The following is a 14,263-nucleotide window of genomic DNA, read 5'->3' on the forward strand; positions in this document are numbered from 1 at the left end:
TACAAATCTCAAAAATCCCTTTTGACTGCAATTTTCCTGCAACTGGGTAAAAATACGCTTCAAAATGAAAAGATCGGGTTAAAACCGATCTTTTGTCTCGCCTGTCATCCCGACAGATTGTTTGCATATATTTTGATAGGGATATAAGTAAAAGATATACCATCATGAACGCAAATAATAGGAGTTATCATATTCATATTGTTCCACATAGGCCAAGCTATGCATATTATGGACTATCTCTTAAGAGGAACTGGTAGGCCATTTATGGAGGCGGGAAAATGGATATTGACAAAGTATTTTACCGGTATGTAATGAAGAACCTGTTTGCAGATCCTTGTGAAGTAAGATTTTGGGATGGTGAAGTTGTTAAGTATGGAGAGGGGATCCCTCAGTTTCGAATTAATTTCAACAAGCCAATTGCTAAATTAGAAGTTTTTAGTGATCCTTATATGGCCTTTGGCGAAGGGTATATGTTGAAGAAGATTGATATTGTGGGAACTGTCCAAAAGGTCATTGAATCTCTCTATAAGAATCAGAGCAGCTTTCTCCATCAGAAAAAAGGTTATAAAAAGTTGTTTAAAATTTTCTCGAACAGTATTCGAGAAAGCAAAGAGAATATTCAATTTCACTATGACATTGGAAACGATTTTTACAGTTTATGGCTTGACGAAACTATGACTTATTCCTGCGCGTATTTTAAGTCTCCAGAAGATAGTTTGCTTCAGGCTCAACGTAACAAAGTATCGCATATCCTGCGCAAATTGAATTTACAGCCTGGTCAAACCTTGCTCGATATAGGCTGCGGGTGGGGAGAGCTTATTATTGCTGCTGCAAAAGATTATCAGGTCAAGGCTCTCGGGATCACTCTTAGTTCGGAACAATACTATAAGACCGCTGAAAGAATTGAAAACGAGGGATTACAAGATATGGTTGAGGTTAAGCTCATCGACTACCGGGAATTAGAGGGCAGAACTTTTGACCGGGTGGTAAGTGTAGGGATGATTGAGCATGTAGGTAAGGCGCACCTTAATAGTTATTTTTCGGCTGTAAGCGCCCTATTGAATGAAAACGGAGTATCTCTCTTACACTGTATTACAGGATATAAAGAATCGGCAATTAATAGCTGGTTTAATAAGTACATTTTTCCTGGCGGATATATTCCTGCAGTGCAAGAACTAGTTTCGCTAATGGCCGCCAATGGATTCTATCTCATTGACCTAGAAAGCCTTCGTGAACACTACACTCGAACCTTGGAACACTGGAGCAGGAATTTTGAGGGTTCCCTCACATTAGCCATGAAGATCAAAGATGAAACTTTTATCCGGATGTGGCGGCTCTATCTAAACTCATGTGCCGCTTCTTTCCATTCGGGTAATATCGATCTTCATCAATTCTTGTTTACGAAGGGGGTTAATAATACTTGGCCCCTGACCCGAATAAATATGTATTCTTAAATAGTCATCTTAGTCTCTAATAGTTTATTTCCATGTGTATCACTGTTCGCATTTGATAAAAAAGGTACACAACAAGAAACACCAGATCAGCGCCTGATTTTGGTGTTTCTGTTGTTTGAGTCTAATACCGAAATGCGAAGTTCAAAGTTTGAGATGATCTATATACATCTCGTTTTATTTTTGATATCTTGGATCTAAGCAAATGAAAGCGATTTGCAATCTAGAAATAAAAAGTATTACGATGGAAATAGAATACAAGAAATTATTTGGTAAATCTAACGTAGCTAATACCGATAGTCTATTAATGAAACGAGGGTGCGAATGTCCAAAATTGAAGAAATAATTTCTCGAGAAAAAGCTAATCTAAACATTCACGAATATGCTTTTATGAAATCCAATACAGTAATCTTTTCGGATGAGGTAAGACGATTATGTGAAAAAAACGTCTGTGGCATGTATGGCACTTCTTGGGCTTGTCCCCCTGCTGTTGGAAGTGTCGAAGAGTGTAAAAACAGATGTACTGATTTTGAAAATGCTTTCATGTTTACCTCATTAGCCAAACTTAAGAAGAAGTATGATATGGCCGAATGGAGTGAAACCCGTCTAGTTCATGAATTAATCACCGAGCAAGTAGCTCGAATTTTTCGAGATGAATTTAGAGAGGCACTAATTCTATCTACTGAAGGATGTAACTTATGCCCTAAATGTACTTATCCAGAAAAACTATGCAGATATCCGAATCGCATGTTTCCTGCGACAGAGAGTTTCGGGATTATGGTTATTGAACAAGCTCCTCTATGCAATATCAAATATAACAATGGCGCTAATTCAATAACCTATTTTAGTATGGTGTTTTTTTAGAAGGCAAAAGCCATTAATATCAAAACTCTCACGGTTTTCAGCTGAATGAAAAGCGTGAGAGTTTTTGTTTAGAACAAGGCTCCTGAATTGGAGCTTAGAGCGCTCTCGAATACTGAGTTCAATCGACAATAGGATCTTTTAAGCGAGCATTTAACTTTCATTAATTAATTGATCTTTTTCGATGACAAATAAACCATCTTCCTCCCTCCATTCAGCACAAAAAATATTATCTATATTAACATAACCTTGCTTTTCTAGTTCAGTTTTTAGCCAAGATTCATCTTTACTTATTTTCAGCAAGTCTTGATAGAGAATTATCCCATCACTTACAAGAAGTATAGGTAGAGATTTAGGGCTTAATTTAAGACTAAGATCTTTAAGTGTAGGGGCATCGAATTCGGGTTTTCGTAAAACAGTTAAAGACCCGTTTGCCTCGAGTACAGCATATTCAACCTCTCGAAACGAAAAAACATCCTTATCCCTTAGTAAACTTTGAAACTCGTTGATGTTCATACGGTTTTTCTTAAGTGCTTGGCGATCGATGACTCCTTTTTTAATGACTAAGGAAGGTTCACCCTCTAAAAGCTTTCTAAATGTAATGGATTTCTGACCCACAAGTTGTATAGCAAAAATTAGGAGACCCCAAACAGAAATAGCAAACAAAATTTCAACAACGCCCGTATTATCATCATAGATTGCGTTACCTAGAAGCTCACCCATAATTAGAGCCGAGATAAAGTCAAATGCAGTAAGCTGTGTGATTTGAGTTTTACCTATTAATCTAGTAAAAAGTAATAAACTAAAAAAGCCCATAATTAGTTCTAATGCCAACTGTCCTAAACCCATAAAATACACTCCTTCATTTATCTCTGCTGCTAGATTAAGCGTTATTCGAAGGAATATACATTTTATTGACAGCCAAGCAGGGATTTGATATATATCCCCAAACTTTTATTACATTGAGAGGTAAAATATGGGTATTAACGACAGGAAAATAAGGTCATTTAAGTCATCTCGACTATTTATGACACGTTTTTTACTGATTATGTGTAATAATGTTTTCAGAGATAGGGTGAGCAAACACTCGCTACCCTACGAAATTCTTTTAGGACAAATGACCTCTATGATAAAATTTGCATAGTATTTGATTGGTTGCCTTAACTGAGAGTAATCGCCATACCTTTATTGAAAATGCAGATATGGAAATGTATAAAGCCAAGAATACAGCTAAGGCACAAATCTAAGTAGACTTGAACTGTCATAAAGACCTATAGTCAAGGAATTATCTCTTCTTTTGAACCTAAAACAAAAAGCCCTGTAATTAAATTACAGGCCTTTCGTTAAGAGCTTTTGCTTAATAGTATATGGTGAAAAGTCAAATCGTAAGAAAGGAGGTGTTAGTTGTGATATTCGAAGATATTGAATTCTTGATTCACTTAATTGAAGATGCACGAGTAAAGTTAAATGCTTCAGCAAAACATCGAAGCCTTACTGATCCTAGTATTATCGAAATGAGCCAAAGACTAGATAGTTTAATCAATAAATATTATTCAATTACTGAAACACGTCATATCGCGTCTTGAAAGGGTGAGAATGACAACTAGCAATGCTTCTCAACTAAAAACCCAAGACTTTGAAAACACTGGTTATAAATTCAGGAAATAAGGTTGATATAAGCAAAAGCAGGGTGAGAAATACTAATATTAAGGTAAAAGTCCAAGAGATGACATTAAAAAATTTAGAATTAACGTACTCGCCCATAATACTTTTCTTACTGGCTATTAGAACCATAAAGATGAGTATAGGAGGCAATAGTACTCCATTGACGACTTGGGTTGTTAACATGACGTGGTACAAGGATAATCCGGGCCATAAGACAATTGCTGCCCCTAAGACGATAAGGACAGTATAAAGACTAAAGAACACGGGAGCTTCTTTATGGGATTTACTGATCCCATGTTCAAAGCCGAACGCTTCACAAACAGCATATGCGGTGCTTAGTGGAAGTACAAAGGCAGCTAACATAGATGCGCCAAGTAATCCAAAACCAAACAGTAAACTGGCATATTCCCCAGCTAACGGTTTTAGCGCGAGGGCGACATCTTTAGCAGTCTCTATGGGGATATTGTTGGCGAAAAGCGTAGCTGCAGTGGATACTATGATAAAGAAAGCGATAAATCCTGTAAAGAAGGTCCCGATGAGAACGTCCCAGCGCGTATAGCGATAATCCAGGGCGGTTATTCCTTTATCAACGACTGAAGACTGAACATAAAATTGCCCCCAAGGGGTAATTGTGGTTCCGATCACTCCGATCACCATCAGTAAAAAGGCAGGGGTGCCTAGGAGTGTAGGAGTAATGGATTCTACAAGAACTTGAGGCCAGGGAGGTTTAACCATAATCCCTGAGATGACATAACTAAAAAAGGTTAAGCAGAGGAACAGTAGTATTTTCTCCATTTTAGCGTAATCTGTTTTAATGACTAGCCACCAGATGATAAAAGCCATGACAGGTACTGAGATATACTTACTTATTCCAAAAATCTCAAAACTTGTGGCAATCCCGGAAAACTCAGAAACAGTTGTCCCCAGATTAGCAATCAAGAGGACACTCATAGCAAAGAATGCCCATTTAACCCCATAATTTTCTCGGATCAAATCTGATAGTCCCCGACCGGTTACTGCTCCGGTACGGGCTGAGATTTCTTGGGCTATGGCCAGAAGTACCGTGCTAATAAGCATAGTGAAGATAAGCGAATAGCCATATTTAGCCCCTGCCGCAGCGTAAGTGGCAATTCCTCCGGCGTCATTATCCGCAAAGGCTGTGACTATTCCTGGCCCCATGATGGCAAAGAATAGTGCAAAACGTGCTTTTAGGTTCATTCACTATGCCCTCCTTTCGCTTGGCGGCGGCGGGCGATCAAGGTGGAGTAGATTTCGACCCGTGGACGATCAGGCATTAATAATTCTAATACATCGTCAACCGTGATGATCCCTAAGATTTGGTCTTGAGCATTTACAACGGGCACTGCCAGTAAACCATATTTATGAATGATATCGGCAACCTTTTCGTGATCGTCATACGGAGAGATCTTCACAATTTTTGTGTGCATTAAGTCTCTTAATGTAGTTTCGGGAGAAGCAATAATAAGTTCCCGCAGGGAAAGAACCCCTTCAAGGGTTTCTTGTTCATCCACAACATATAGATAATAAATTGTTTCTGCCTCGGGAGCTAAGCGTCTTAATTCGTTGATAGCTTGTTCGGCAGTGATCCAAATCGGTAATCCAATATATTCAGTGGTCATGAGCGAGCCGGCGGTGTCCTCTTCGTATTGCATTAATTCTCGAACATCTTCGGCATCGTCCGATTCCATTAAGCTCAGAAGTTCTTCGGATTTTTCTGAGGACAATTCGCTTAAAATATCTGCAGCTTCATCTGGGGGCATCTCCTCTAAGATATCTGAAGCCCGTTCCTCATCCATTTGAGTGATCACTTCAACCTGGACATCCAATTCCATCTCAGCCAATGCATCGATGGCTTGTTGTGAATCAAGAGCATCGAGGAAAGTCGCTCTTTGTTTATAGTCCATGTCTTCAATAAGGTCTGCGATATCTGCAGGATGAAGTTGACGAAGTTGTTCTTTTTCCCGAGTGAGTTGAAGGGCAGAAGTTCGATTTTCTAAAGGTTTAATATACTGGCAACCTACAAATTTATTCTCAATCCGACTCAAGAAAAACTCTACACCTAATCGGCGAAATAAGCCTCGCACACCGATATCTACTGCAACTAAAACGAGATATTTATGATCATCGTGAGAGACCCAGGACAAAGAGATGTCATTGACACGAACTAATCTTGAGCCTTCTAAGTCGATGATTTGTTTATCTAACAGCCATTTGCCAATAAAAGTTTCGTCCTCGTGTAAAGGGCATGTCAGCAGGGGATTAAAAGTGGTATTAAGGTGCATCCCGTCATGATCCAAAGAGGCGACAAATTTGATGGGAATTAAATCATGAACCCCTTTGGTATATCGAATCCCTGTAACATGAGGGGAGACATTGTCCCAACGGATGGCCATGTCAAGTAATCGACCAATCCGACGTCCTTTATCATCTCGAATAGGCTTATTAAGCAATTGACTGAAGTAAAATTCTCCTAGAACTTTCAAGTCCTCCATTTAATTTCCTCCTTTCAGCGACGGAGTCTGGCGCCTAATGTCAAAGCGACTCTGTACGCAATAAATTATTGGATAATACGAATGATAAGGGCCAGAATCCATAAATCCACCTCCTTTATTGAACCTAAAAAAGATAAAATATTGGGTAAAATAAAAAAGACCTCTATGGCAAAATAGAAGGTCTTCAACAAACGTTTGACCTCCCTACTCGTTGAGCTTTAGCACTGCATAGCGTAGAGTATTCTCAGCCACCTTAAGTAAAACCTTATGTCGGCAATACCTGTTCTACCCAATTGGCGTCTCTCGACATTTCTGGGCAGTGGCCTATGTTTATGCAGGAGCCTCACCTAACAGAGATTATTTATGGGACACTTCATTATATGTATAACCTAGCAAATTCGTCAACATTTTATGAAAATTTTTAATAACTTAAGGTCTACTTCTAAAGGATTTTCTTTTGACTTACTTTGCAAATATATTGAGAATATTTTGAGATAAAATACACTAAGAGAAGACTGTTTGACGAAGGTTAGGCTTTGCCTTTCCGCTTAATATTGTGTTATAATCGAGAATGAATTAAATGACGTGATAGTCTCGAGAGGAGGGTGTTTGAATGGCAAAACACATTCAGACAATTGTGAAAGCAAACTTAAGTTCTACTGCAAAAACTGGAGGATGTGGCAAGTGCCAGACCTCTTGTCAATCTGCTTGTAAGACGTCGTGCACGGTTGGTAACCAAGTGTGTGTTAAATAAGGCCTTCAGGCTTAATTTGAAACATAGGATCTCAGAACCCACCCCGCATACCGGGTTGGGTTCTGTTTCTGTTTTTATTTAGAGTAACTGTTGGCAAGGGTCAGAAAAGAGAGGATTTGGATATCAATGTTAAATTTAGTGTATTTCAAGGATTATTCTATTAAAAAGAATGTACACAGTTATCGCCAAGGAGACTTATTCATCGCACATGATGTCAATTCTGGCTCGTTACATGTCCTTGATGAGGGAGCTTATGATGTAATTAAGGCTATTGAGAAGTTGCAGGAGATGTTGGAAACTGTAACCACAGAGGGGATCTGCCAGATCCTTAGGCAAGCAGGTAAAACAGTAATCGCGGAAGAACTTTCTGAGATTCTTGATGAGCTGGAGGAACTGCGCAAGGAAGGTACACTTTTTTCCGCAGAGGCGGAGAACGTGCTTCCGATGTACCCAGAAAAGCCAATTGTCAAGGCCATCTGCCTCCACGTGGCTCATGACTGCAATTTACGCTGTGAATATTGTTTTGCAGGGACAGGGGCTTTTGGCGGAAGTCGAACGATGATGGATGTGGAGACCGGTAAGAAGGGGATTGACTTTGTTATAGAGTCGTCGGGACATCGGGATCACTGTGAAGTTGATTTCTTCGGCGGTGAACCATTACTTAATTTTGGGTTGATCAAGTCCTTAGTCGAATACGGCAGAAAGGCTGGAAAAGCCCATGGTAAAACCATCAAATTCACTCTGACTACTAACGGCGTATTACTGAATGACAGAATCCAGGAATTTCTTGAGCAAGAGGAAATCAGTGTGGTTTTGAGCTTAGATGGTCGACCAGAAGTCCATGACCGAATGAGGCCCTACGCTGATGGTCGAGGGAGCTACGCCAAAGTTACCCCTCTAATCAAACAGTTTGCTGCCAAACGACCAGAAAGCTCACCTTATGCGCAGGGGACATATTACTATGTTAGGGGCACGTACACCCATTTTAATCTGGATTTCGATCGGGATGTTTTGCACATGGCAGATTTAGGGATAAAACAAATTTCTGTGGAACCTGTTGTAGCAAGCCCTAAGGACGCTTATGCTTTTCAAGAGGGAGATCTTGAAAAAATACATGAAGCCTATGATCGCCTCGGTGAGGAGCTATTATTACGCCGTGCTCAAGATAGAGATTTTAATTTCTTCCACTTTAATATTGCCTTAGATCAGGGACCTTGCATGATTAAACGCCTTTCAGGATGCGGAGCTGGTCATGAGTATGTGGCCATATCTCCGGAGGGAGATCTTTATCCGTGTCACCAGTTTGTTGGGCAGGAGGCCTACAAACTAGGGTCACTTTACGATGAAAACCCTCATCAACTAAAGGACGAAGTGGTGAAGAGTTTTCGTTCAGCTCATGTATATAGTAAGCCGCTTTGCAGAGAATGTTGGGCTCGCTTTGCCTGCAGTGGGGGATGCCATGCAGCTAACGTTTCCTTTACTCAAAGCTTAACAGACGTTTATACTTTGGGGTGTGAGCTTCAGAAAAAGCGTTTAGAAGTAGCATTTTATATAAAGATTAAAGAAATCCAACAAGATTTAATGTAAAAGTTTAAACACCAGCATTATATTTACTCTCAGAGAGGAAAACGGCATAAGAACACTTTGAAGATTAAAAGTTGGATGGATTAAAAAGACATGGTACAATGGTATTTGGGATTAAATGGTCAAGGAGGCGAACTGTTTGAATAAAAAATCACAACGCATTTTTGCTGGCATTCTTGCTGTACTCGTAAGTATTGCTATGGTTGGTTCAGCTTTTATCGGTTATTTTTTTGATTCTGATACCCCTTTACCTAATACAGGAGCCTATAGTGCAGCTAATGCTGAAGCAGAATACCAAGCTCAAAAGTTGCGCATAGATGCGATGGTGGAGCAGGCTAAGAAAGACCCTGAGAATGTTCCGTTACAAACGGCTCTGGGAAATGAATATTATAATGCAGGAATGTCAGCTCAAACGGTTGCTCCTACTGAGATACAAGAAAATTTCAAAAAGGCTGTTGAGGCTTACCAAAAGGTATTAAAAACAAATAAAGATCCTAATATCATAGTAGATATGGCCACCTCTGCGTTTTATAGCGGGGATTATGACTTAGCAGAAAAAAGTTATAATGAGGCATTAGTCATTAAACCGGATTTCATTAATGCCTTGTTTAACTATGGAATTTTCCTGTCTCAAGCAAAGCAAGATTGGGCTGGAGCCATCAATCAGTGGCAAAAAGCCCTGCCATTGACTCAGAACAGTTCGGAGAAAGAGACTATCGAGGAGATGATTCGTCAAGCTCAAAGCCAACTCAATGCTAATCAGACAACGGACGGCGTGTCGAATCCTATCTTAAAAAACGGCGAGTAAAATCGGCAATGAATAAGGCTGGCGTCACTGATCTTTTTCTTCTATTAGTGACTATTAGACCCTAATAGGTTCACTAACTTTGCTTAAGAAGAACTTCACCCAAAAAAGGTTTCTTTATATGCTGAAAACGGAGGAACAAATATTGCATTTTACAACCTTGGCGAGCGGAAGTTCCGGAAACGCAATTCTTGTTGGAGAGAATAATCGACATTTACTTGTGGATTGTGGAATTAGTGGAAAGAGTCTGTTACATAACCTCTCCCAGATTCACCTCTCCTGCTCAGACATTGAGGGAATTGTAGTTACGCATGAACATGTAGATCATATACGTGGAGTGGGTATTCTAGCCAGGAAATTAAAAATCCCAATCTATGCTACAGCTGGACTTTGGAATGTTATGAGTCATTCCTTAGGGAAGATCGAAGAAGGTCAACGAATTGAGGTTCAAGAATCATTTTCTTGCGCAGGTATGGATGTCTTGCTCTACCCTACATCACATGACAGTCGAGAGAGTTATGGTCTGAAGGTCTCACGACCCAAGCAGAAGAATAAGAGGGACTTGGCAGTCGGGATTGCCACGGACAGCGGCATGATTACAGAGGAAATGCATCGACATTTGCAAGGGTGTGATGCATTTGTTGTTGAGGCGAATTATGACGATGAGCGGTTACAGAATGGGCCATATCCGGCCTATCTGAAAAGGCGAATCAGGGGAAAATATGGCCATTTGGAAAATAAACAGTTAGCGGAAGGGCTTTTAGAGTGGATTAAGGAAAACACCCAACGAGTTGTGCTGGCCCATTTAAGTCAAGAAAACAATACTCCGGAAATCGCTTTGGCTACTGTTTTACGTATTCTTCAAGACTCGAAAAGATCGAAAGAGTATTCAAAGCTCCCTGTTGATGTTGCTCCAAGGCATTCCCCGCATGAATTGATTAGGTTAATGGAATAATAGCAATTAGGAGGTAAGTTATGGACTACTATAAGGATAATAATTATTCGCGGAGAGGTCCTGGCTTTTTTTCGACGGTTTTAGTTGCTTTAGTCAGTGCCTTATTAGGCGGAATTATCGCCGTGGCGCTGGTTCCATCCGTGTACGGGAATAAACAAGTGACGCCCACGAGCCAAGTTAGTTTGAATGAAGGCCCAACGACTCCATCCATTCCAACAGACGGTGGCGCAAATTTCCCAGTAACTCAGATTGCTAAAGCCACTGGCCCGGCAGTTGTCGGGATTGCTAATTTTCAATCCCGAGGATCTTTATTTGGAGGAAGTGGGTCGACTGAAGTAGGCAGTGGCTCGGGGTTTATCGTCGATGCACAACATGGTTACATTGTCACTAATAATCATGTAATCTCTGGAGCAGAAAAGATTATCGTAAGTATGGCTGATGGCCGCAATCTTGATGCAAAACTTGTAGGCGGCGATGAACGAACAGACTTAGCGGTGGTTCAGATCGCAGATACTAAAGACTTAGTTGCTACGCAAATAGGGGATTCATCAAAACTTCAAGTTGGTGAACCGGTGGTAGCGATTGGAAATCCTGGCGGACAAGAATTTGCTCGCTCAGTTACTACAGGCGTTGTCTCCGCAACAAATCGAATCTTAAATATTCCGGGAGAAGCAAGTTTTAACCTCATCCAAACTGATGCTGCCATAAACCCTGGGAACAGTGGCGGGCCGCTTGTGAACTATCAAGGTCAAGTGATCGGGATAAATTCGGCTAAGAATCAGGAACCAGGATTTGAGGGAATGGGTTTTGCTATCCCTATTACAGATGCTTTACCAACAATCAAACAACTAATTGAGAAGGGATATGCCAGTCATCCCGGACTTAATGTTCAAATTGATCCTAGTTATACTCCTGAATATGCCAGTCAACGAGGATGGCCGAAAGGTGCCTATATTTCCAAAGTTACTCCTGGCGGCCCGGCTGAAAAGGCAGGAATTCGTGCTGGGGACATCTTGACTAAGATTAATGGAATAGCAGTTAAGAGTTCGCTGGAATTAACCCATCAGTTATTGAAGCATAAACCGGGTGATACGGTTACAGTCACAGTTTATCGAGATAATAAGACCGTGGAAGTTTCTGTAGTACTTACGGAAATAAAGTCGCAATAGAGGGATAATTTCTTAAGCCTGTAACTTAGGTTGATAAACAACTGAAGTTACAGGCTTTTTAGATTGTACAAATCTACTGTTATTAGGCCTGTGCAACCTGGAAGAGAAAGTTTTATTAATGGGGGCTGTACTTTAGTACATTGTAATAAAATGGCGAAAGATATATCATAAAAATCACTACTAAGGATTAATGAAAGAAAAGAGCGATATTTGACGCTGTTAGACAAAGAAGTGCATTTACTGCTGTCTGCCTAATTTTTTAAAGATCCGGAACCTGCATTGACTCCGGATTTTCCAAATATATAGAGTAAACTAAAAAGAAAAGGCTCAAGCATACGATTTAGAGCCTTATTTCTTGATGCCTGAATACAAGGACTTCGGCAGTAATTTTGAAAGGAATAATAGGATTGATTTAAAGAGGGATGGTGAGGGGTAAATTGATTGCAAGTACCGGAGTTAGGATGGAACAAAATAAACTTGACCTTTGCTCGCTGGCTGGGAGAAGTGGATTTATCGGCCATCTTCCTGCACCCTATAGAATTGAGCCTTGGCCACACGTCGAGGTCGATATTGCTTGCTTTATCGCAGCAATTTCAACCTGATACGATTGTTGGAAGTACACTATTTGTTAAAGAAGAGTTACAAGGGACAGGTCGAGGCATCCTTTTCGTGTCAAAGATTGTGTCTGGTTTCTTGTCATATATCTTGTTGAACGAAAAAAGAGGCGAAGAAGTTGAACTCTCGCCATGAATGCAGTATTATTTAGGGTAAGGTTAAAATTGGCAGAATTAGGATCAGCATAGTGAGAAAGGTTGATAACAGATGGAAAACAAGCCCTCCTCGAATTTTCTTAAGAACATTGTTAACGAGGATCTGAAATCAGGTAAAGTTGATCACATTATCACACGGTTCCCACCGGAGCCTAACGGTTATTTACATATTGGTCATGCCAAGTCCATCATTTTGAACTTTGAATTGGCGGATGAATTTAAGGGTAAGACTAATCTGCGTTTTGATGATACTAATCCGGTGAAAGAGGACACAGAATACGTAGAATCTATCAAGGAAGATGTATTGTGGCTGGGATATGAATGGGACAATTTGTTTTTTGCCTCAGATTATTTTGAGGAAATGTATAATCGCGCCGTGCTTCTAATCAAAAAAGGTATGGCCTACGTTTGTGATTCTACAGCCGAGGAAATTCGCAAAATGCGAGGATCTCTGATAGAGGTGGGACAAAAAAGTCCTTATCGAGACAGGTCCGCAGAAGAAAATTTGTCATTATTTGAACGTATGCGCAAAGGCGAATTTAAAGATGGCCAAAAAGTCTTACGCGCTAAGATAGATATGGCTTCTCCCAATATCAATATGCGTGACCCTGTGCTATACAGAATTGCTCATGCAACTCATCATAATACTGGAGATAAGTGGTGTATTTACCCAATGTATGATTTTGCACATCCGTTGGAAGACGCTATTGAAGGAGTTACTCACTCTATCTGTACGATGGAATTTGAGGATCATCGTCCCCTGTATGATTGGGTTATACGAGAATGTGAAATGGAAGAGATACCTCATCAATACGAATTTGCCCGTTTAAACATTACCAATACCGTTATGAGTAAGCGGAAGCTTAAGCAACTGGTCGACGAGCATGTTGTAGATGGATGGGACGATCCGAGAATGCCTACCATTTCAGGACTTCGGCGCAGAGGGTATACGCCAGAAGCGATTCGCAGCTTCGCCCGTGAAATTGGGGTTGCCAAAGCTGACAGTGTTGTGGACAGCAAAATGCTTGAGTTTTTTATTCGAGAAGACTTGAAGCTCAAAGCACCGAGAACGATGGCTGTTCTTGAGCCACTAAAGGTTGTCATTACAAATTATCCGGAAGACCAAGTGGAAATGTTAGAAGCTGAAATTAATTCGGAAAACCCGGAAATGGGTACTCGGCAAATTCCTTTTTCACGCGAAATTTATATTGAGCAAGATGATTTCATGGAAAACCCACCTGCAAAATATTTTAGGCTTTTCCCTGGAAACGAAGTCCGGCTGAAAAATGCTTATTTTATTAAATGCAATAATATAGTTAAGGATCAGAGTGGGAAAGTCATTGAACTGCACTGTACGTATGATCCTGAGACCAGGAGTGGATCAGGTTTCACGGGCAGAAAGGTCAAAGGTACGATCCACTGGGTGAATGCTGCGCAAGCCGTATCTGCAGAGTTTAGATTATATGAACCTTTGATTTTAGATCAAGATGAGGACGACGAGAGCTCATTTATAGAGCATATTAATCCCCAGTCTTTAGAGATAGTTCAAGGCTTTGTTGAGCCGAATATTAAGGGGTCGAAGCCCCAAGATAAATTCCAATTCTTTAGGCATGGCTACTTTAACGTCGATCCTATAAGTTCTAAACAGGAGAAGCTTGTTTTCAATAGAATTGTATCCTTGAAGAGTTCCTTTCAATTAACTAAATAAAAAAGGCTAAAGATTCCCTCGCTTCACT

General features: G+C 40.3%; 13 protein-coding genes and 1 riboswitch. Of the genes, 10 read left to right on the top strand and 3 right to left on the bottom strand.

The annotated features are described in order from the left end of the window. Window positions 1-278 precede the first annotated feature (278 nt). Window positions 279-1,454: an SAM-dependent methyltransferase gene (locus M8E35_RS08950; RefSeq protein ID WP_252468511.1), complete on the top strand. Its 1,176-nt coding sequence runs from the start codon at window positions 279-281 to the stop codon at window positions 1,452-1,454. A 321-nt stretch (window positions 1,455-1,775) separates the two neighbouring features. Beyond that, the gene (locus M8E35_RS08955) at window positions 1,776-2,315 is read left to right on the top strand and encodes a DUF2284 domain-containing protein (protein ID WP_252468512.1); all 540 of its coding nucleotides are present in this window, start codon (window positions 1,776-1,778) and stop codon (window positions 2,313-2,315) included. Between the two features lie 150 nt (window positions 2,316-2,465). Here the strand turns inward: M8E35_RS08955 and M8E35_RS08960 are convergent, their stop codons facing one another. Beyond that, window positions 2,466-3,161: a DUF421 domain-containing protein gene (locus M8E35_RS08960; protein ID WP_252468513.1), complete on the bottom strand. Its 696-nt coding sequence runs from the start codon at window positions 3,159-3,161 to the stop codon at window positions 2,466-2,468. 557 nt (window positions 3,162-3,718) lie between these two features. Between M8E35_RS08960 and M8E35_RS08965 the strand changes: the two genes are divergently transcribed. After that, window positions 3,719-3,898: a Spo0E family sporulation regulatory protein-aspartic acid phosphatase gene (locus tag M8E35_RS08965; protein WP_252468514.1), complete on the top strand. Its 180-nt coding sequence runs from the start codon at window positions 3,719-3,721 to the stop codon at window positions 3,896-3,898. A 34-nt stretch (window positions 3,899-3,932) separates the two neighbouring features. On the opposite strand, the gene M8E35_RS08970 is transcribed toward M8E35_RS08965, so the two are convergent. Both M8E35_RS08970 and M8E35_RS08975 read right to left on the bottom strand, forming a co-directional pair. After that, on the bottom strand, window positions 3,933-5,195 hold the full coding sequence (locus M8E35_RS08970) for an Nramp family divalent metal transporter (RefSeq protein ID WP_252468515.1): 1,263 nt from the start codon (window positions 5,193-5,195) through the stop codon (window positions 3,933-3,935). Further along, on the bottom strand, window positions 5,192-6,490 hold the full coding sequence (locus M8E35_RS08975) for a magnesium transporter (protein ID WP_252468516.1): 1,299 nt from the start codon (window positions 6,488-6,490) through the stop codon (window positions 5,192-5,194). The genes M8E35_RS08970 and M8E35_RS08975 overlap by 4 nt, the downstream gene beginning before the upstream one ends. 196 nt (window positions 6,491-6,686) lie before the next feature. Continuing rightward, window positions 6,687-6,852: riboswitch (M-box (ykoK) riboswitch) on the bottom strand. A gap of 251 nt (window positions 6,853-7,103) precedes the next feature. Here M8E35_RS08975 and scfA point away from each other — a divergent pair. From scfA to M8E35_RS09010, 7 genes are all read left to right on the top strand, one after another. Further along, a complete protein-coding gene (gene scfA / locus M8E35_RS08980; protein WP_073027411.1) occupies window positions 7,104-7,244 on the top strand; it encodes a six-cysteine ranthipeptide SCIFF in 141 nt (46 codons plus the stop codon). A 126-nt stretch (window positions 7,245-7,370) separates the two neighbouring features. Beyond that, window positions 7,371-8,831 (top strand): thioether cross-link-forming SCIFF peptide maturase, encoded by a 1,461-nt coding sequence (scfB, locus tag M8E35_RS08985; protein ID WP_252468517.1) that lies wholly within the window; start codon window positions 7,371-7,373, stop codon window positions 8,829-8,831. 136 nt (window positions 8,832-8,967) lie between these two features. Beyond that, a complete protein-coding gene (locus tag M8E35_RS08990; protein ID WP_252468518.1) occupies window positions 8,968-9,636 on the top strand; it encodes a tetratricopeptide repeat protein in 669 nt (222 codons plus the stop codon). Between the two features lie 142 nt (window positions 9,637-9,778). Continuing rightward, entirely contained in the window at window positions 9,779-10,588 is an 810-nt protein-coding gene (locus tag M8E35_RS08995; RefSeq protein ID WP_252468519.1) for an MBL fold metallo-hydrolase, read from the top strand. 20 nt (window positions 10,589-10,608) lie between these two features. Beyond that, window positions 10,609-11,757 carry a S1C family serine protease gene (locus M8E35_RS09000; RefSeq protein WP_252468521.1) on the top strand — a complete coding sequence of 383 codons (1,149 nt, stop codon included), beginning with the start codon at window positions 10,609-10,611 and terminating at the stop codon, window positions 11,755-11,757. A gap of 441 nt (window positions 11,758-12,198) precedes the next feature. Beyond that, entirely contained in the window at window positions 12,199-12,507 is a 309-nt protein-coding gene (locus tag M8E35_RS09005) for a hypothetical protein (protein ID WP_252468523.1), read from the top strand. A 72-nt stretch (window positions 12,508-12,579) separates the two neighbouring features. Further along, the gene (locus M8E35_RS09010; RefSeq protein ID WP_252468525.1) at window positions 12,580-14,235 is read left to right on the top strand and encodes a glutamine--tRNA ligase/YqeY domain fusion protein; all 1,656 of its coding nucleotides are present in this window, start codon (window positions 12,580-12,582) and stop codon (window positions 14,233-14,235) included. The last annotated feature ends 28 nt before the right edge of the window (window positions 14,236-14,263 follow it).

This window comes from Desulfosporosinus nitroreducens (genome assembly GCF_023897015.1).
Taxonomy (GTDB): Bacteria; Bacillota; Desulfitobacteriia; order Desulfitobacteriales; family Desulfitobacteriaceae; genus Desulfosporosinus; species Desulfosporosinus nitroreducens.

Coding starts and splice junctions, on each gene's coding strand:
- M8E35_RS08950 (WP_252468511.1), top strand. CDS start 279: ATGGATATTGACAAAGTATTTTACCGGTATGTAATGAAGAACCTGTTT.
- M8E35_RS08955 (WP_252468512.1), top strand. CDS start 1,776: ATGTCCAAAATTGAAGAAATAATTTCTCGAGAAAAAGCTAATCTAAAC.
- M8E35_RS08960 (WP_252468513.1), bottom strand. CDS start 3,161: ATGGGTTTAGGACAGTTGGCATTAGAACTAATTATGGGCTTTTTTAGT.
- M8E35_RS08970 (WP_252468515.1), bottom strand. CDS start 5,195: ATGAACCTAAAAGCACGTTTTGCACTATTCTTTGCCATCATGGGGCCA.
- M8E35_RS08975 (WP_252468516.1), bottom strand. CDS start 6,490: ATGGAGGACTTGAAAGTTCTAGGAGAATTTTACTTCAGTCAATTGCTT.
- scfA (WP_073027411.1), top strand. CDS start 7,104: ATGGCAAAACACATTCAGACAATTGTGAAAGCAAACTTAAGTTCTACT.
- scfB (WP_252468517.1), top strand. CDS start 7,371: ATGTTAAATTTAGTGTATTTCAAGGATTATTCTATTAAAAAGAATGTA.
- M8E35_RS09000 (WP_252468521.1), top strand. CDS start 10,609: ATGGACTACTATAAGGATAATAATTATTCGCGGAGAGGTCCTGGCTTT.
- M8E35_RS09010 (WP_252468525.1), top strand. CDS start 12,580: ATGGAAAACAAGCCCTCCTCGAATTTTCTTAAGAACATTGTTAACGAG.